This is a genomic window from Aerosakkonema sp. BLCC-F183 (assembly GCF_041929145.1).
Taxonomy (GTDB): Bacteria; Cyanobacteriota; Cyanobacteriia; order Cyanobacteriales; family Aerosakkonemataceae; genus Aerosakkonema.
Map to the genome: position 1 here is coordinate 1 of NZ_JBHFNU010000037.1, position 17,748 is coordinate 17,748.

At 45.6% G+C, this 17,748-nt stretch carries 17 protein-coding genes; 9 read left to right on the forward strand and 8 right to left on the reverse strand.

Annotation, left to right across the window (positions count from 1 at the left end; all coding sequences use genetic code 11):
- Window positions 1–218: 218 nt before the first annotated feature.
- Window positions 219–632 (reverse strand): hypothetical protein, encoded by a 414-nt coding sequence (locus ACE1CD_RS09145; RefSeq protein ID WP_374789948.1) that lies wholly within the window; start codon window positions 630–632, stop codon window positions 219–221.
- A 217-nt stretch (window positions 633–849) separates the two neighbouring features.
- Between ACE1CD_RS09145 and ACE1CD_RS09150 the strand changes: the two genes are divergently transcribed.
- Window positions 850–1,149 carry a hypothetical protein gene (locus ACE1CD_RS09150; protein ID WP_374789950.1) on the forward strand — a complete coding sequence of 100 codons (300 nt, stop codon included), beginning with the start codon at window positions 850–852 and terminating at the stop codon, window positions 1,147–1,149.
- Window positions 1,150–1,322: 173 nt separating this feature from the next.
- Entirely contained in the window at window positions 1,323–1,679 is a 357-nt protein-coding gene (locus tag ACE1CD_RS09155) for a Spx/MgsR family RNA polymerase-binding regulatory protein (protein WP_374789952.1), read from the forward strand.
- Window positions 1,680–1,886: 207 nt separating this feature from the next.
- Here the strand turns inward: ACE1CD_RS09155 and ACE1CD_RS09160 are convergent, their stop codons facing one another.
- Window positions 1,887–3,125 carry an RNA-guided endonuclease InsQ/TnpB family protein gene (locus tag ACE1CD_RS09160; protein ID WP_374823379.1) on the reverse strand — a complete coding sequence of 413 codons (1,239 nt, stop codon included), beginning with the start codon at window positions 3,123–3,125 and terminating at the stop codon, window positions 1,887–1,889.
- A 502-nt stretch (window positions 3,126–3,627) separates the two neighbouring features.
- On the opposite strand from ACE1CD_RS09160, the gene mutL reads away from it, so the two are divergent.
- Complete coding sequence (gene mutL / locus ACE1CD_RS09165) at window positions 3,628–5,352, forward strand: DNA mismatch repair endonuclease MutL (protein ID WP_374789958.1); 1,725 nt, start codon at window positions 3,628–3,630, stop codon at window positions 5,350–5,352.
- 167 nt (window positions 5,353–5,519) lie between these two features.
- Window positions 5,520–6,776 carry a pentapeptide repeat-containing protein gene (locus ACE1CD_RS09170; RefSeq protein WP_374789960.1) on the forward strand — a complete coding sequence of 419 codons (1,257 nt, stop codon included), beginning with the start codon at window positions 5,520–5,522 and terminating at the stop codon, window positions 6,774–6,776.
- A gap of 27 nt (window positions 6,777–6,803) precedes the next feature.
- On the opposite strand, the gene ACE1CD_RS09175 is transcribed toward ACE1CD_RS09170, so the two are convergent.
- Both ACE1CD_RS09175 and murF read right to left on the reverse strand, forming a co-directional pair.
- Window positions 6,804–7,364, reverse strand: coding sequence for an exonuclease domain-containing protein (locus ACE1CD_RS09175; RefSeq protein ID WP_374789962.1), 561 nt, complete (start codon window positions 7,362–7,364; stop codon window positions 6,804–6,806).
- A 15-nt stretch (window positions 7,365–7,379) separates the two neighbouring features.
- Window positions 7,380–8,747, reverse strand: a complete 1,368-nt coding sequence (gene murF / locus ACE1CD_RS09180) for a UDP-N-acetylmuramoyl-tripeptide--D-alanyl-D-alanine ligase (RefSeq protein WP_374789963.1) — start codon at window positions 8,745–8,747, stop codon at window positions 7,380–7,382.
- A gap of 546 nt (window positions 8,748–9,293) precedes the next feature.
- Here murF and ACE1CD_RS09185 point away from each other — a divergent pair.
- Entirely contained in the window at window positions 9,294–10,601 is a 1,308-nt protein-coding gene (locus ACE1CD_RS09185; protein ID WP_374789965.1) for a hypothetical protein, read from the forward strand.
- A 291-nt stretch (window positions 10,602–10,892) separates the two neighbouring features.
- A complete protein-coding gene (gene rpsU, locus ACE1CD_RS09190) occupies window positions 10,893–11,072 on the forward strand; it encodes a 30S ribosomal protein S21 (protein WP_190471310.1) in 180 nt (59 codons plus the stop codon).
- 94 nt (window positions 11,073–11,166) lie between these two features.
- Here rpsU and pth read toward each other — a convergent pair whose 3' ends face one another.
- From pth to psbH, 3 genes are all read right to left on the reverse strand, one after another.
- Window positions 11,167–11,814, reverse strand: a complete 648-nt coding sequence (gene pth, locus ACE1CD_RS09195) for an aminoacyl-tRNA hydrolase (protein WP_374789967.1) — start codon at window positions 11,812–11,814, stop codon at window positions 11,167–11,169.
- 19 nt (window positions 11,815–11,833) lie between these two features.
- Window positions 11,834–12,106: a TatA/E family twin arginine-targeting protein translocase gene (locus tag ACE1CD_RS09200; RefSeq protein ID WP_374789969.1), complete on the reverse strand. Its 273-nt coding sequence runs from the start codon at window positions 12,104–12,106 to the stop codon at window positions 11,834–11,836.
- Window positions 12,107–12,220: 114 nt separating this feature from the next.
- Entirely contained in the window at window positions 12,221–12,424 is a 204-nt protein-coding gene (psbH, locus tag ACE1CD_RS09205) for a photosystem II reaction center phosphoprotein PsbH (protein ID WP_374789971.1), read from the reverse strand.
- A gap of 172 nt (window positions 12,425–12,596) precedes the next feature.
- Between psbH and psbN the strand changes: the two genes are divergently transcribed.
- Window positions 12,597–12,728 (forward strand): photosystem II reaction center protein PsbN, encoded by a 132-nt coding sequence (gene psbN, locus ACE1CD_RS09210; RefSeq protein WP_374789973.1) that lies wholly within the window; start codon window positions 12,597–12,599, stop codon window positions 12,726–12,728.
- Window positions 12,718–12,885, forward strand: coding sequence for a hypothetical protein (locus tag ACE1CD_RS09215; RefSeq protein ID WP_374789975.1), 168 nt, complete (start codon window positions 12,718–12,720; stop codon window positions 12,883–12,885). The genes psbN and ACE1CD_RS09215 overlap by 11 nt, the downstream gene beginning before the upstream one ends.
- Before the next feature lie 105 nt (window positions 12,886–12,990).
- Here ACE1CD_RS09215 and ACE1CD_RS09220 read toward each other — a convergent pair whose 3' ends face one another.
- Window positions 12,991–14,352 (reverse strand): FAD-binding oxidoreductase, encoded by a 1,362-nt coding sequence (locus tag ACE1CD_RS09220; protein WP_374789977.1) that lies wholly within the window; start codon window positions 14,350–14,352, stop codon window positions 12,991–12,993.
- A gap of 509 nt (window positions 14,353–14,861) precedes the next feature.
- Between ACE1CD_RS09220 and ACE1CD_RS09225 the strand changes: the two genes are divergently transcribed.
- On the forward strand, window positions 14,862–17,528 hold the full coding sequence (locus tag ACE1CD_RS09225; protein WP_374789979.1) for an EAL domain-containing protein: 2,667 nt from the start codon (window positions 14,862–14,864) through the stop codon (window positions 17,526–17,528).
- Window positions 17,529–17,748: the final 220 nt, after the last annotated feature.

The following is a 17,748-nucleotide window of genomic DNA, read 5'->3' on the forward strand; positions in this document are numbered from 1 at the left end:
AGGGTTGTTAATAGTTTAACTTGGAGTTAACTCTTTTGTCAAACTATATTGATTCGCTACGCTCAATTAATTAGCTGGTCGCAATTCATCTCCCGTTAAGCTAACGCTATAACGGGAGTCTTCTTGCGACATTAAGATAAAAGCCATCCCCAGATACGGGAGAACACCAGTTAAATTCCAATCGGGGCTGAGCCACTTTAGCGAATCCTTCGATCTGATCAAGAACGTCCGCCACTATTCGGTAAAGCTATCGGACGCACCTGCGGCGCAGCAGCAGCACCGTAATTGACTCGACAACCGATATTAAAAATGCTCGATCCGCATTCCAGGGGTACGACTTCACCTCGAAGCATAGCGCTGCAACTTACATAGCCATCATCGTTGGAGTCTTTAATCATACACTCGATCGGTGCCGCGCCAGCACGCTTTGACCAATCTTTCATCCCCATACCCGCAACTATGTGCGACCAAAAGAAATTGAATACAAACACACCAATAATCAGGGAGATAAGTGCAGTACCGATTAAGCCAGCCTTGACTTTCCAATTGGACATAAATTCTCCTACCTTAGCTAGAGGACTAGGTTGTACGGGAGTATATACATTTGGTTGTTCGTTTTGAGCTTCTGTCATAGTGGGTAAATCTCGTGAGCCTAAAGAAATAATTTCGAGGTTTTGAGATGCGATCGCACATCTTGCGCTTAAAAAACCCGCTCTTCTGCACTTATGATAGCTTAAAATCTTAAATAGGCTCAAATCCTTGTTTTTCAAAGATTTTCCTGCACTTATCCCCTGCGTGCGATCGAGCCAAATTACTTAACAAATCCTTCCCACAACAAACCGATGAAATATGTCACGCCACCAAATTATCCAACTTACGTCAGCACAAGTAGCGCGACTCCCAGATTACCTTGAAAAATGGACAAAAATCGCACTGTCTGCTGAGCCAATTAATCGTCAACAAGTAGCCGAAGCAGTTATATCAATTTATGATGCCCTTGGTTTAAAAGCTCCCCAAATACTTATATTTGAGAATATTTACCCGGCTGTGAGCGAAATAGTAAAATTTTTAGATAACCCATTTCAGATGGAAATAGGAAACAAACTAAAGATAACTCAAATCTTCTTCAGGAACGAGGAGAAGCCATAATTTTCTTGCCGAAGACACGATTGCCAAAGTCTCGGTAAAGCCTTAAGATGATCGATCGCATTACCGATCGACCCGATCGCACAACAAATATTATCAAACCCTTGATTCTACTTTCTTCTTCCCCTAACCCCTAACCCCTAACCCCTAACCCCTAACCCCTAACCCCTAACTATATGTCGCTCAAAGTTTACGGAATCCCCAACTGTGGAACCTGCAAAAAAGCCTTAAAATGGCTTGAAGATAACGGCATCGAGTCCGAATTCATCAACACAAAAGAAAATCCACCCACTCGCGAAATGTTGGTTGATTGGGTGAAAGCTTTGGGAGCGAAACCGATGCGAAACACATCCGGACAATCTTATCGATCGTTAGGAGAAGAAAAGAACTCTTGGACAGACGATCGATGGATTGAAGCATTTGCCCTAGATGCGATGCTGATTAAGCGTCCGCTGTTCGTTAAGGATGGCATAGCTGTACTCGTCGGATTCAGAGATAAAGAAGACTCAATCCGCAAAAAGTTGGGTTTATAAATATCTTAAATTCAAAATATTGTGGATATTTTCCACAATATTTTGACATCCTCCCCTACCAAATCAAAAATTATATTGGGGGATTCTCAGCAATGCAGACGATCGGGTAATATCGTGTCCGGTAGCATCCATCGTTTGACATCCTCCCACCACTAATTCGGAGTACCGAATATAGTGGGGGATTCCCAAGAGTCCTTGGTTCGCAGTTCATCGAGCCAACAAGCGAGCAAGAACGTCTCCGTTCTTGAGCCAGAGGTTAGTTTCTCCCTGCGCTTTTGAGCTTTTGGCTCCAGATTCCGTATGCCCTACGGTACTGTTGTTTAAATATTCAGCTAGCAGTTTGAAGCCCTTTGCCAAGATGTTTTTTGCGGCGTTGTGGTCACGGTCTAAGACTGTACCACACTTGTTACATCTATGAGTTCTAGTACTAAGAGCTTTCTTCACCTTTGCACCACAGCACGAACAATCAACAGTCGTGTTGTGTGGTGGTACGGCGATGACTATAACACCATGAACCTTGGCAAAGTATTGAAGCCATTGCGTGAATTGATACCAACTTGCATCGCTAATAAATTTAGCTAAGTGGTGATTCTTCACCATGTTTCGTATCTTCAAGTCTTCATAGACAATTAGGTCGTTAGATCTAACTAGCGCCAAAGCATCCTTACGAGCTTTGTCTTCACGCTGTCTAGTTATCTTGAGATGTTGATTGGCTAAAGCCTTACGTGCCTTATGGTATCTATTGGACTGCTTTTTCCCCTTGACGTGTTTTTTAGAAACCCGACGAGTCAGCATTTTTAATCTTCGTTCAGACTTCTTCAAATAACGAGGGTTCTCTACAGTATTCCCATCGGAATCGGTATAGAACTCTTTGAGTCCTAAATCGATTCCAACCATTTTCCCTTGAAGTTCATGCTCTTCTCTCCTCTCCCAATCCACTAGGAACTGAGCATAGTAGCCGTCAGCACGTCTTATGACTCGAACCCTAGAGATTTGTTGTTCTGAGTACCAGACCAAATCTCTAGAACTCCATAAGTCCATCGTTCCAACTTCAAAACCATCGGTGAAGGTTATCTGTCTTCTGTCGGCAGATAACTTCCATCCGCTGTTTTTGTATTCAACGGAACGACATCCCTTCTTGTATTTTGGGTAGCCTTTCTTTCCGGGCTTGCCCAGCCTACAATTCTCATAAAAACGCCCAATGGCAGACCACGCTCTATCAGCGTGAGCCTGCCTAGCTTGAGAGTTGAGCTTTTTAGCCCAAGGAGTTTCTTTGTTCTTAGCTAGCACCGAGCAAAGCTTTTGGAGGTCGTTTCTAGTGACCCCAATGTTATCTTCCCAATGACGCAAGCAAGTATTTCGGATGAATTGTCCTGTACGGATTACCTCATCAAACTTGTTGTACTGTGACTGGGTTCCTTTTAGCTTAGCTTCGACGACTATCATGATAGGATGATATCACATTTTACCTGCTACGAACACGGGTAGAACTATAATGATTCGCTATCGCTCAATTGTTAGCTGGTCGGCATTCATGAGGTAGGCGATGCCGGAACCACTTCCGGCATTCAAGCCTACCGTCTCACCACTAAACCATTGGCGGTACTCGGCTGCGCCTCGATAGATCCGCCTCGGTTATAGCGGGAGCTTTCTGCCGACATTAAGGTAAGAAGGATTGTCTGCACAGAATTTGTGGTTAAATTTTCACCACAGATGAACACAGATAAACACAGATGAACACAGATGCGATCGCGAAGCAGGTATCGCTCTCTTTTTGACGCTCCCGATGTAACCGGAGATGATATAAAATCAAAACCTGGCTTTAAAGCTTACAGAAAAATCTTTATAGCAACCCCCAAGCATAATGAATCTTTTTAATTCCACCAAACTCTTTATCTTAGCTTCTTTTTTTTGACTTTTAACTTTTAACTTTTGACTTTTTTCACCCATGCCTTCCCCCATCCAATTCCTACCCGCAGAAGTCGTACACCTCATCGCCGCCGGTGAGGTAATTGACTCTCTGGCAGCTGTTGTGCGAGAACTGGTAGAAAACGCCCTCGATGCCAATGCAACGCGCATCACGATTTCCCTTTGGCCGGAACAATGGCGAGTGCTTGTGGCAGATAATGGTTGTGGCATGGAATTAGACGACTTGCGATTGGCCGCAACAGCCCACAGCACCAGCAAAATCCGTCGCTGCGAAGATTTGTGGAAAATTACGAGTCTGGGATTTCGCGGCGAAGCGTTGCACAGTTTAGCGCAACTATCCGAATTGGAAATTTGCAGTCGCACTGCTGACGGTACGCAAGGGTGGCGAATTCTGTATGATGGGTTGGGGGAACCGGCGATCGAACAAGCAATTGCGATCGCACCCGGAACGATCGTCACCGCCGCCAACATCTTCGGAACTTGGACTGTCCGCCGTCAGGGATTACCGCCAGCCGCACAACAGCTCAAAGCCGTCCAAGCGACAATTCACCAAATCGCCCTCTGTCACCCCCACGTTACCTGGCAAGTGCAGCAAAACGATCGCCAATGGTTTACCATCAGTCCTGGCAATACCCCACAACAAATTCTGCCCCAAATTCTGCGCGACATCCATCTAAGCGACTTGCAGCAATTGAAGCTGGAATTGGAGACTCTTCAAGATGAGGGAGGGAATGGCAATTTAGATGCAAATTCTCCTCTACCCCTAAATACCCAATCCTTAGAATTAGTTCTCGGTCTTCCAGACAGGTGTCATCGCCGCCGTCCCGACTGGGTGCGAGTAGCGACAAACGGACGGATGGTGAAGTCGCCGGAACTCGAACAAACCATACTGGCATCATTTCAGCGTACATTACCGCGCGATCGCTACCCCATCTGTTTCCTGCACCTGCAAATTTCGCCCGATCGAATTGACTGGAATCGCCATCCCGCCAAAGCAGAAATCTACCTGCACTCGATAAATTATTGGCAGCAACAAGTTACCCAAGCGATCGATCGAGCTTTGCAAATCAGTGCAGCCAATCTTCCAGAAGCCTCCCGCAGCGAGAGAGTGGGTAAATTGCTGACCGCCGCCGAAAACAAAAGCACTTACAACGTCAATCGTTCCATTTCACCAATTTTATCCCCTAAAAATGATATTGGACTGATGGAACTGCGTGCCGTTAGCCAAATTCACAACACTTATATTGTCGCCGAACATCCAGCCGGAGTTTGGTTAGTAGAGCAACACATCGCCCACGAGCGCGTAATATACGAGCAAATATGTTCCGCTTGGCAGCTCGTACCCATCCAACCGCCGATCGTACTTACCAATTTATCACCTGCCCAAGTCGAACAACTGCAACGCATTAACTTAGAAATCGAAACCTTTGGCGAACAAATGTGGGCAGTACGCACCGTACCCGAACTCCTAGCAAAGCGAGAAGATTGTGCCAACGCTCTCCTCGAACTCAGTTTAGGCAGTGACTTGCAAACCGCGCAAGTCGCCGTTGCCTGTCGCACTGCCATCCGCAACGGCACTCCTCTAACGTTACCGCAAATGCAGACGCTCTTAGAACAATGGCAGTACACACGTCATCCGCGCACTTGTCCTCACGGTCGCCCCATCTATTTAGCTTTAGAGGAATCTGCTTTAGCTCGATTTTTCCGCCGTCATTGGGTAATAGGCAAAAGCCACGGTATTTAAGAAGAGAGAGAGGGGAGTTCAGCTACCGATCGATCGACATCTCGCTCGACATCTGGATCGGTTTCCTTCTTTAGACGCCAGCCATATTAACAGCATCTTGTATAATTGTATGGCAACAATGAGATCCAGCTTAGATTTGGGATTTTAGATTTTACATTCAAAATAAAATGCAACGAAAAATCTTTGCGATCGCATTTCTATTAGCCCCTCTCTACTGGACAGCCCCCTCACAAGCTGCCAAACCAGAACATATCAAACAATTACTGACCACAAATCACTGTCCCAAATGCGATCTCAAAAATGTAGACCTCAGAGGCGGCAACTTTCGAGGTGCTGACCTCACCGGTGCCAACTTAGCCGGTGCTATGCTAGAAGGTGCTGACTTGCGGGGTGCCAAGCTACGCGGTGCCGAACTACAGCAGACCGTCCTCAGAAGCGCCAATCTAGAAGTAGCCGACCTGCAAGAAGCCAAAATGAGAAATGCTATGGTCAGGGGAGCTAACCTCAGAGGCGCAAATTTAAAAAATGCCAGACTCCGAGGTGCCAGACTCAGAGAAGTTGACTTGCGAGAAGCCAACCTCAGTGCTGCCTTTTTAACCGAAGCTGTCCTCATCGAATCTAATCTGAGTATGGCCGATTTAAGAGGTGCCAACCTCACCGCCGCCAAATTAACCAAAGCTAATTTGGAAACTGCCAATTTAGAAAGTGCTAACCTCACAGGTGCGGACTTGAGCGAAGCTTATTTAGGCGAAACCACTCTCAGGAATGCCATCCTCAATAATGCCAACCTCAAAAGTGCTTATATGGCTGCTTGTACCCTCGTTGGCGCGAAGCTGAATGGAGCTATGCTCAATCGTACCGATTTAACAGGAGCTAATCTCAGTCAAGCCGATTTAACTAATGCCAAAGTAGCTAATGCGGATCTGAGTAGAACTATCCTGACAATGGCTAACTTGACCAATGCTAACCTGACAAATTCAAAATTGATTAATGCTTATCTGTTTAATACAAATTTGCAAGGTGCTATCCTCACCAATGCCAACTTGACCAGTGCCAATGTAGAAAATGCCAATCTCAGGAATACTATCTTGAATAGTGCCGACTTGAGTCAGGTTAATTTGAAGTCAGCCAACTTATATCAGACCAATTTGACAGGTGCAATTTTGAGCGATGTTAACTTGAACGAAATTGACATAAGTTTAGTCAAGCTTATGCCCGATCTGTTCAATCACGCAGCACGAATGAATCGAGAGCCCCTGTTAGAGTCAGTTTCTGCCACATCGGAAAATAGCGATCGCACCACAGCAGAACAGCAAAGCAAACCCTCCCTTTCTCCCCCCAGAAGAGCAGGTAGATTTGCAGAAGAATGGAGAAGAAGAAAAAGTCAAAAGTCAAAAGTCAAAAGTCAAAAAGGAAAATATTAATTCCCCCACTCCCCCCTTCCTTCTTCTTTAGCTATAAAACCTTCGTTTCAATAGCAACTCAGAAAATATCGCCGCGATATTCCAAGCATCATCTCCGCCGCGATGATGCGTACCTTCCAGGGGTAGATTCAGTAATTGCAAAGCTTCGTCCATACCAACTTCGATCGGCAAACCATGAATGATTGCAAACAGCGTTTTTACATTAATATGTCTTGTGCCGAAAGGATAGCTAATGTGGCGAGATTCGCACTGTCTTTCCAATTGTCGTCTATCATAGTCGCCATAGCTTGCCCAAACTCGCTGATGCGATAAATATTTTTGTTTGAGCATTGCACAAGCTTCAACAAAGGAAATTCCGGTGTCTACTTGCGCCTGAGTTAATGTAGTCAACTGCGTGCAAAATTCGCTGACAGTGGAGCGTTCCGGTTTCACTAAAATACTTTCTTTTTCCAGTCGTTTCCCGGTAGCTATATCTAATGTGCAAATACCGATTTCGATAATTTCATTTTCTTGACCTGGTGGTGGCGACCCTGACCAGCAAGTCGCTTCGATATCTACAACAATAATTCGGTCTAGTTTCTTAGCCATATTTATGCCATTCGACTAATGACCAATTACCAATTGCCGAAACTCATTCACAACGCGATCGAGTCCCACGGAATGAGAAGCTTTAAAGAGAATGCGATCGCCCTCTTTGACCACTTCTTTCAACCGTTCTACGACATCGGCGTGCGTCTGGTAGCATTCCGATGGCAAAGGCTTGGCTCCTTGGGCGATCGCTTCAGCTTGCGGATCGTCTGCTAAAATCAGCAAAGCGTCGAGATTCAAGTCCCGCGCCTTCGCACCGACTTGGCGGTGCAATTGTGAGGATTTTTCGCCCAATTCTTTCATCGTACCCAGCACCGCAATATGGCGTTGACCCGGTGTCTGCGCCAGCAAGTTTAGCGCCGCCAGCATCGACTCTAACCCGGCATTGTAAGTTTCATCCAAAATTACAATATCGTTAGGCAATTCGTAACGTTTAGCCCTTCCTTCTGGCAAAGTCACCGACAAACCGGCAGTTAACGGTGTGCGATCGATTTGAAGTACTTTAGCTACTGCCAAAGCAGCTAAATAATTTTGTGCGTTATGCCGTCCCGGTAAAGGTAGGGGAAATTCTAATCCCTCCACTCTCAGAGTTTCCAAGTTAATCAGTTCCCCGCGTAAATCTCCCCCTTCTAATCCATAAGTTATTGTTTGCCCTTGCCAGACGGTAGCAGCAGTTTCCATCAGCAAACGATTATCCTGATTGAGAATAGCAACTGCCGTGGGAGAGATTTCGGCGAGTAACTCGCACTTCGCTTGGGCGATCGCTTCCTCAGTGCCCAGTATGCCTATATGTGCCGTACCCACATTCGTAATTACACCGATGGTTGGATGTGCTATTTGTGTCAGTTCCGCAATTTGACCCCTACCCCGCATTGCCATTTCAATCACGGCAAAGTCATATTCTGGCCCCAGTTCCAGCAGCGTTTTGGGTACGCCGATCTCGTTATTGTAGTTTGCCTGGGTTTTGAGAACGCGCCCTTTGGTGGACAAAACTGCCGCAATCAGTTCTTTTGTCGTAGTTTTGCCAAAAGATCCAGTTACGGCGACAATCGGAATGGAAAATCGATCGCGCCACCAGCTGGCGATCTCCTGGTATGCTTTTAAGGTGTCTGCCACTCGCAATTCCGGGAAATCTACTGGCAGCTTGTCATCGATATCCCGCTCTGTAATGATGGCGATCGCTCCTTTTTCAACCGCAGTTCGGACAAATTTATGCCCATCAAAATTTTCTCCCCGCAGCGCCAAGAACACTTCTCCCGGCTTCAGGCTGCGCGTATCCGTTGAAATGCCCGTTGCCAGAGTCGCCAGGGCTTTTTCAGACAAATTTTTGGGCGAAAGAGCCAGAATTTCAGACAATTGGGCAATGGTGGCGCGGCAAGGCATGATAGGCTATCTGAGTGAGTTTCGAGCAACAGCCCGTACCTTAACAGAATCTTTACAAAAAATCCACATTTTTTGTTTGTATCTTAACTTAGTACCTGAGTGTAAAGTAAAATACTGAGCTATTTTTAATATAGTTAGGTGTATAGTGACAACAAACACAGGGGGTTACAGCCCCTTGACTGTTGATTGCAAACCTGAAAATCTTTTATGAATGCCAACTGTTGACTCGATCGCAGCCAGCGGCTCTTAAATTAGGACGATGTTAAATCAACTTATTTAGGTGATGTAAGTCACAGTTAGCTTCTATATTTCATTACTAAGATTGAGGAAAAATGGAAATAAGCGATTATACTCAAACAAGCGAGAAAATCAATCAAAAAGGGTAAGACTGAATCAAGTAACTAAAGAGCAACAGCATCTCTCTAGAGAATGATTTTACTTTTATCCCCTTCAGCGGTCAGTCATAGTGAAATATAGTGTAATTGCTAATTATGGAGGATCTAAGTTCTCTAGTAGCCGAAAAATTTACGGCCAGGTAAGGAAGAGGTGAGCGAAGTGACTGCCTGGAAAGACCCATATACGAGGCAAGTACGCCCGGAAGAGCAACAGTTATACAAACATTTACTCCACTGGGCACAGGTGGAAACCCCAGATCGTGCGATCGAGCGCTTTCGCAGCTTGTTTATTGAGGGTGTGGGGTATCAGGATAGCGAAATTATATCTTTGCTCGATCGAATTGTCAGTTCCAAGCAAGCCGAGCAAGAATTCAAATTTGTGCTCAATCGTTGCTGCCACATTTTAATCAACCGCTGGCAAATGCACCCCCAACACCAAGCAGCAATACCAGAACTGATTGACTTGTTTGAAGAAACGCCCACCAGGACAGGAGGAGCGCATACTGTCCGCTCTCGTTCTGTCAGGCGTTTGCAAGAACTGAATAAGCTTTTTGTTGAGAGCGAACAGTATTTAACCCTGCGACGTTTGGCTCAGGTAATGAGTAAAACCGCAGAAGTGAAAAGCGAAGCAAAAACTAAAACTTTGGGCTCGTTAATTCGTCGGTATCCGTATTTGTACGAGCATTGTCTTTTGAGCGAGGACAGCACTTCCGAACAACAACAAACGATCCGACAAATACAAGCTCAAGCGCAGGCACAATTTGAAGTTGGATTGTCTCAGTACGTCACCTACCAGGTGCGGCGGAGTCAGTTAGCTCGCAAACAACCCCAGAATGCTTCCAGAATAATTATACCACCTGTAAAAAATCCAACTTTACTGAGCGACCAAGAACTTTTCGGTGCTATTAAACAATATGCTGGTAGAGCAGAAGGGAATTATACTTATCGCGACCTAGCCCAAACCTTTCTGACTCACAGTAGCAGAACGCCTTCCTTTCGCTCCTTTAAAAACGATCTCTACTCATATCTGGTTAGCTCGATCGATCCCGAATACGGTAAACGGCAGTTTAATAAAAAACTACATACGCATCTGCAAACTATTCTTTCTCATAATGATTCGCAACAACTGAACGAATTTTTGTTAATTAGAACCTGTAGCCATTTGTTAAACTTTTTAGTGGTTAACAGCCCGCAACAACCTCAACACTTTGTCTTTATAGACCTAGTTGCAAATGTAGGTATCAACATCACAATGGGTTTATTGTTGAAAATAGTGCTGCTGTGTCGGAAAGTCAAGCCTTATTTAGAAAAGCGGTTTTCCATTCTATTTAACCACTACGAGTCTGACTCTGGAGCCGCTGTGATGTGGCTGATTCAAGCTCTAGAAAATTTAAACGTTGCTCTCAGTATCCATTTCGGTTCGGTAGACCTCTCCTACCTTAACCAACTCGGTAGGTAACTAGAGCAGAAAAAGTCAAAAGTCAAAAGTTAAAAGTCAAAAAAAAGAGGCAGAGGGAGAAGGGAGAGGGAGAGTGGGGGAGCGGAAGAATTAATCTTTTCCCTCTTCTCTCTTCCCTCTTCTCTCTTCCCTAACCCCTAACCCCTAACCCCTAACCCCAAGAAGGTTTGACAGAAACGCAACGAAAGGGTAATTTCAAAAATGCTGTTCGTCAAAAGCGTTCAACAGAACCCTTACTGGCGTTAGCATGGTGGGGTAGTTCATTCAGTGTTGTAGAGCGGAGTAGCAAGAATGACCCAAGTGGTCTTAGGGGAAAATGAAGGACTCGAATCGGCTTTACGTCGATTCAAACGTCAAGTTTCAAGAGCGGGTATCTTGGCTGATGTCAAGAATCATCGTCACTTTGAAACGCCGCTGGAGAAGCGCAAACGTAAGGCAACGGCAGCTCGACGCAAGAAGCGAATGAGATAAAGAGTTGTTGTCTGCCTAGCTAAACGACCCTATTGTCACGAGAGTATAGATGTCCGGTTAACCCCAGGGGGGTCAGCCGGACATCGCTCGCGATCTAGTTGTTGGGTGTGTCGATCGCTCCCACCGTGCGGTTATTGTAGAGACTCATAGCCTTTTCAACTCCTTGTTTGAGGCTGAGCTCTACCGACTGCACGACAAGTTGGAGGACATCAGAAATTAGTTGCGTTTCCGTATCTGAAAATTTCCCCAAGACGTGGGAAATAGCATCTTTATCCTGAGTAGCCGCTACATTCGGTTTGCCGATGCCTATTCGCAAACGGGGAAAGTTCTGCGTACCGAGATGAGCGATCGCCGACTTCATACCGTTGTGTCCCCCAGCAGAACCAGATAAGCGCAGACGAATTTTGCCCAAGGGTAAATCCATCTCATCATAAATTACCAGCACCGATTCCGGAGGCAGCTTAAACCAATCCGTCACCGAGCGAATCGCCTGTCCCGAACGATTCATGTAAGTTAGAGGTTTGATCAGACGGATCTTTTCTCCCGTAGGACTGCGACCTTCCCCGAACAATGCCTGAAACTTGCGATTTTCCGATAAAGAAATTTGCCAGCAACGGGAGAGCGCATCGACAGCCGCAAAACCAATATTATGTCGCGTTTGCTCGTATTTCGGTTCTGGATTCCCCAACCCTACAATCAACTGTGGAATCACTAACGCGGGTGCAGATTCTGCCGACTTCATCGCCTCTAACACCTTAACTTTAACTTTGTTTCGTCGAAGTCGCTACATTATTTTCTGAGTTGGCTGTAGCCACTTCCTCAGATTGTGGAGGTGCTGCCGATTTTACCGCTTGCTCTATCTGCTGAGCTTCCCGTTTAAACTCGTTCTCAAAGTCCTTCGACGCTTCCTGAAAACCGCGAATCGCCTTACCCAGACTGCGACCGATTTCTGGTAACTTTTTCGGGCCAAATATCAATAGAGCTAACACCAAAATCACCGCCATTTCCGGCAGACCGATACCAAAGATGTTCACAAGAATACCTCCTGGGGAGCCTGAAAAAATTTAGCAGCCAGTCCTAGCAAAAAAAACCCGGTCAACCCGGGTAAGCTAAAAATCCATCTATTATCTCTGTCGATCGCGAGCAGATTAGCTACCGAGGCTTCTCCAGTCTACCTTGAAAGTATCGAGGATCAGCGAGGAATTGAAGATCTGCAAAATAATCAACAAAAAGACCAAAAATAACACCATGAAAACACCCATCAGCGGCGTGGTGCCCCAACCGGGAGCAACTTTACCATATTCCGAGTTTAGAGGTTTGAGAATATCTCCCAACAAAGTCCTTTGTGCCATGTCTCACCTAAAACGAATCTGAATACTATGTGTGTTGTACCTATGTGTGTTGTACCACAGTGCGGCTGAAGCAGAAACCATGTTACCCCACGACTTACGTCTAGGGTTACTTGGCGATTTTGTTACTTTCCGTAATATTATAAATGAATAAGACTCATAATTTACCAGACTTATGGAACCTGCAACAGTTCTTAGCATTTCCATAGCCGTTGTTGTGATTGCGATCACCGGCTTCTCAATTTATACGGCTTTCGGGCCTCCTTCCAAGGAATTGAGCGATCCGTTTGAAGATCATGAAGACTGAGGATATCGGGCAAAGGGGTAATATTTCTTGCCCTGATGGTTGCTATAGCCCTCAACAGCGATCGATCGCCAATGCCCGATCGCCGATACCCTATGCCCGCAAACTTGGTTGTTCTAATTTTATGAATGGCTTTGGGCTAGAGTATAAATTTTTGTAAAAAAACCTGAAAACATCCGTAACATCGAACTGCTCTCCCAAGCGTGCATCGTCTTCATCTGGGGTAAAAAAAGTGGATTGTCTGGAACATGGCATCAGTCGTCAACTAGCGATCGTGTTCCAGACGTACTCGCATTTTACCTGGATTGAGCAGTTCGTAAGGGTCAACCATTTGCTTAAACTCGAGCTGTTCGACATCAACTTTTTTTCTGCCCCCCAGTTCTAAAATGTAAACGTGGGGATTGGCAATGAAAACGCCTTGTTCTTCGTGATCGCGAATGATTTCGTTGAGGCGTTCTTCTGTGGTGTAGCGAACGAGTTGCAATGCGCCAGGAATTGCCGTACCGCCGACGCGGAAAAATTCTAGGTGCATCATCACTTCGTCGCCAAAGCGATCGTACATATGTTCGACGACCTTCAAACTTTTATCTGCTGGAAATATGCTTTGCAAATACGTTATGGACGCATCGACGTTGCGAGCGTGTAAAGTTGTGTGATTCCAGGTATATTCTGCCAGTTGGAAGCCTTTGCCAGCATCTTGTGCGAGTTTCTGATAGGTGATGCTGCCGCCAGATTCGCGAACTAACTCTGCCAAGGGTTCTAGGCTGGTTTCTGCTACCATCAACAGGGCGGCGTGCGAGCCATCTGGTATGTATTGGCGCAAGGGGGTAAGATAGCTGGGTATTGGCCACGCTGTAATGCAAATCAGTTTTTTAATTATGCCATCGCTGTCAGCCAGGGCTTGTCCGAAGCGAGCTGCTGCCATAAAGCTCTCGAACGTGACGATCGCTTCCGCCCAAGGATATGCTGGCCCCAAGGGAATCTCTAACTCAGTGATGATGCCATTGATCCCCCAGGCGTGATTTACTTTTTGTACATCGTCTCCGCGCAGTTCGATCGCACGCGGCGTGTCTTGCAGGGTGACGACTCGCAAGGCGAGCAGGTTGCCGCGATCGCCCAGCAATCCGTAGTTAATCGAGCCGATGCCACCGCTACCGCCGGCAATAAAACCGCCGATGGTGGCCGTGCGATATGTGGATGGAGCCATCCGCATTTCCCAGCCAATTTCCCTCGCCTTTTTATCCAGCTGCGCCAGCTTGACACCAGTTTCTACCCGTGCTATGCCTGGTTTTACCCAGCAGATATTCTGCATTCGCGTCATATCCAGAATGACGCCGCCGTTGAGGGGTACGCACTGCCCGTAGTTGCCAGTACCGGCACCTCGCACTGTCAGGGGCACTTTAAATTCTACGCAGGCAGCTGCTACGCGCAACACTTCTGCTTCGTTGGCCGGACGGATCGCCAAATCGCCTGTTTTTCCTGCCAGCTGAGCTTGTAAAATAGGGCTAAAAGTGTGGTAATCCTGAGATAACTTAGCTACTTGGGTCGCATCGGTAATAATTTCTATCCCTTCCAGGGCAGCAGTTAGGGCATCCCAGTCCCTTGATTTCATTAATGTTGAGGTCATGTTTTAGTGTTGGTAATTCTACTGTCAAAAATATCAAACCCTTTGCGATTAATTTCATTCCTCCAGAAGATTATCCATCGTTGTTCTGCTCCTCTTGTCTGATAGTTATTCTCTGCGCGATCGGGGAGTCCTATGCCCCAGCCTTTGAGTACTCGCCCAAATGAGTTAAATATTGTACTCAGTGTTTTTGTACTTAGTGTTTTTGTATGTCCGTGGGTCATTTGCTGCTGGGAACCATCAAGTAGCCAAAAACACACTTTAGACGACTTCATTCAGCCTCGAAAAGCAGCAGGTAGGATGGCACTGTTGTTTTTATATCAAATTTTTATCTTTTTCTTGAGATTTTATACAAAGTTTTAAGTATGTTAAATATAATTAAAACTTAATAGTTAAAAATGTAAAATTATATACATTGTCGTCAAAATAAAATCTTTTGCTTCAGAATCTCGTTTTTGAACAAATACACGCAGACAACATCGGAGAGCGCTCAAAAGAGAAGGTTTATCGGAATGTCGCATAGAAAAAATACAAAGACATCACAGCAAGGGATAAAGGCAGGGGAAGGCTCTCTTTACGATCGGGAGAGTTTGCTCAATCGAATTGCCACCCGAATTCGTCGCTCTTTGGAACTGCAAGAAATTTTGACGACAACGGTACAGGAAATCCGATCTTTTTTGGGAACCGAGCGCGTAAAAATATACTTTTTTAATACGGATGGCAGTGGAGAAGTGATTGCGGAAGCTCGTCACGGTAATCGACTGCCTTCGTTGCTGGGCCTGCATTTTCCGGCTACCGATATTCCTCCCCATTCCCGTCAGATGTTTCTGAAAGCTCGCCAAAGGGTGATCGTTGACGTGACTTCCAGGCGCAAAACTACCAGCCAACTGGATTGCCCATCTACCGGAGAAAGCTTGATGGCAGAAGATGTTCGCTATAGCGCGGTCGATCCTTGCCACGTAGAATACCTCAGCGCTATGGGTGTGCATTCTTCTCTAGTTGTGCCGATTTTGCACCAAAATCAACTTTGGGGTTTGTTGGTTTCTCACCATTCCAAACCGCGAAACTTTTCCGAACGAGATTTAAAAATCGTACAGTTGTTAGTGGATCAGGTATCGATCGCGATCGCTCAGTCTAATTTGCTGTCGCGCACTCGCAAACAAGCTCAACAAGAAGCTGTTTGTAACCAAATCAGCCGCTTGCTTCATTCACCGCTTAATATTACAGAAATTCGCCAAAAAGTTCTAGAACAAACAGTCAAAGCTTTACACGGTTCTGGTGGTCGATTGTATCTCACCCCAGATGCCACAGGTCAACCCGCTCAACTTTACACCTGTGGTGAAAAACTTACTGCTGCCTGTATTGAAGAAAGCTTGTTTTGGCAACGAATTATCAACCATTACAAAGACACTTTCCCAGATAAGACTTCTGAATTATTATTTTTGAATACAGAGCTAAAGAATCTCACGGAACACGCCCTAATTAATCAAAATTTTCCCTACATTATTACCGACCTTTACCGAGAACCTCAATTACATTTTTTAGCGCCGGCTTTTGAGGCAACTTCCATTCGTTCTCTCCTGATTGTGCCCCTGCGATATCAGCAACAATCTGTTGGGTGTATGACAATTTTTCGCAATGAGGTCGAGACAGAAACTTTATGGGCTGGGCGTTTGAATTCAGACGATCGCAACTTGCGACCGAGACAGTCTTTTGACGCTTGGCGAGAAATCAAAAAAGGACAAGCCAAAGAGTGGAATGCGGATGAAATCAAGCTAGCACAAGCTTTGGGAGTACACCTATACATGGCGGTGATGCAAAGACGGGTTGAAGATACGATCCGACATCAAGCATCCCACGACCTCCTGACAGGTTTGCCCAATCGGTTACTATTTAACGATCGGCTCTCTCTAGCCCTGGCAAATATTCATCAGCGACGGGAAATGTTGGCTGTGGTGTTTCTAGACTTGGATTGTTTTAAGAATATAAACGATACGCTGGGTCATGCTGTTGGCGATCGGTTGCTGCAAGATGTCGCCACACGACTGAAAAATTCTCTGCGGGAAAGTGACACGATTGCCCGCTGGGGAGGCGATGAATTCACTATATTGCTATCGCCCATTAACAATACAGAGGATGCCTCTCATATTGCTCAGCGAATTCTTGATGTCCTGAGCGTTCCTTATAATTTTAACGAGCAGCAATTCTACGTAAAAGCTAGCATCGGAATTGCCTTGGCTCCCTATGACGGTGAGGATGCGGAAACCCTGCTGAAAAATGCCGATGCTGCTATGTACCGGGCTAAACAACAAGGTCGCAATAATTACCAGCTTTACACACCTGCGATCGGCAACAAAGCTTTTGAGCGAATGCTGCTGGAAAACAATCTCTATAAAGCGATAGAACGGCAAGAGTTTCTGTTGCACTACCAACCGCAATTAGATTTAAATACTGGTGAAATTGTGGGTATGGAAGCTTTGATTCGCTGGCATTCTGCCGAGCGAGGCTTAATTCCTCCCGATTATTTTATCCCTTTAGCAGAAGAAACTGGATTGATCTGTCAGATCGGCGAATGGGTACTGCGAACTGCTTGCGCTCAAAATCGCGCTTGGCAGTTAGCTGGCTTACCTCCTATTCGCATGGCTGTCAATCTTTCGGCTCGTCAGTTCCAACAACGCGATTTAGTCAAAACAATTGCCAAAGTGTTGTCAGAAACAGGTCTGCATCCGGGCTGTCTGGAAATAGAAATTACTGAAAGCATTGCGATCCAGGATGTAGACTTGACTATTTCTGTGTTGCAGTCTTTACAGAGAATGGGAATCCACATTTCGATGGATGATTTTGGGACGGGGTATTCTTCGCTGTGGACTTTGAAACGATTTCCTTTAGATAAGCTGAAGATCGATCGCTCGTTTATCCACGATTTGAGCAGTGACAAAAAAGATGCCGCAATTATCACCTCAGTCGTCGCTTTAGGACACGGGCTAAACTTAAAAGTGATTGCTGAAGGAGTTGAAAACGTAGAACAATTGCAATTTTTGCGCTTGGCCAACTGCGATGGTGTCCAAGGATACTATTTTAGCCGGCCCTTACCTGCTGAAGCAGCAACGCAACTTTACATCGGCAAAACTCGGCCCAATATTGCACAAGATGACTCAGATGACAACCCTCTGAGTTAGCGATCGCAAGTGAAAATTTATCAAAAACTTGGGTTTAAAACCCCGTCCTTCTAGGACGGCTTTATATTAGGTTCTGGCAACAAGCGCAACCATACTTCTAACTAACTCGTTCGCGAGTCATGCCTCTACGTTCTGCTTTTGAGTCTAGTTGTTTAATTTCATATTCTGTCATGCGTATATCAATTCTTTTTGTTTTCATTTTGTCCGGTCAAATGGCTAT

Bases quoted from the DNA above. Each gene is read 5' to 3' on its own strand.
- ACE1CD_RS09145 (WP_374789948.1), bottom strand. From the start codon at position 632: ATGACAGAAGCTCAAAACGAACAACCAAATGTATATACTCCCGTACAA.
- ACE1CD_RS09150 (WP_374789950.1), top strand. From the start codon at position 850: ATGTCACGCCACCAAATTATCCAACTTACGTCAGCACAAGTAGCGCGA.
- ACE1CD_RS09155 (WP_374789952.1), top strand. From the start codon at position 1,323: ATGTCGCTCAAAGTTTACGGAATCCCCAACTGTGGAACCTGCAAAAAA.
- ACE1CD_RS09160 (WP_374823379.1), bottom strand. From the start codon at position 3,125: ATGATAGTCGTCGAAGCTAAGCTAAAAGGAACCCAGTCACAGTACAAC.
- mutL (WP_374789958.1), top strand. From the start codon at position 3,628: ATGCCTTCCCCCATCCAATTCCTACCCGCAGAAGTCGTACACCTCATC.
- ACE1CD_RS09170 (WP_374789960.1), top strand. From the start codon at position 5,520: ATGCAACGAAAAATCTTTGCGATCGCATTTCTATTAGCCCCTCTCTAC.
- ACE1CD_RS09175 (WP_374789962.1), bottom strand. From the start codon at position 7,364: ATGGCTAAGAAACTAGACCGAATTATTGTTGTAGATATCGAAGCGACT.
- murF (WP_374789963.1), bottom strand. From the start codon at position 8,747: ATGCCTTGCCGCGCCACCATTGCCCAATTGTCTGAAATTCTGGCTCTT.
- rpsU (WP_190471310.1), top strand. From the start codon at position 10,893: ATGACCCAAGTGGTCTTAGGGGAAAATGAAGGACTCGAATCGGCTTTA.
- pth (WP_374789967.1), bottom strand. From the start codon at position 11,814: ATGAAGTCGGCAGAATCTGCACCCGCGTTAGTGATTCCACAGTTGATT.
- psbH (WP_374789971.1), bottom strand. From the start codon at position 12,424: ATGGCACAAAGGACTTTGTTGGGAGATATTCTCAAACCTCTAAACTCG.
- psbN (WP_374789973.1), top strand. From the start codon at position 12,597: ATGGAACCTGCAACAGTTCTTAGCATTTCCATAGCCGTTGTTGTGATT.
- ACE1CD_RS09215 (WP_374789975.1), top strand. From the start codon at position 12,718: ATGAAGACTGAGGATATCGGGCAAAGGGGTAATATTTCTTGCCCTGAT.
- ACE1CD_RS09220 (WP_374789977.1), bottom strand. From the start codon at position 14,352: ATGACCTCAACATTAATGAAATCAAGGGACTGGGATGCCCTAACTGCT.
- ACE1CD_RS09225 (WP_374789979.1), top strand. From the start codon at position 14,862: ATGTCGCATAGAAAAAATACAAAGACATCACAGCAAGGGATAAAGGCA.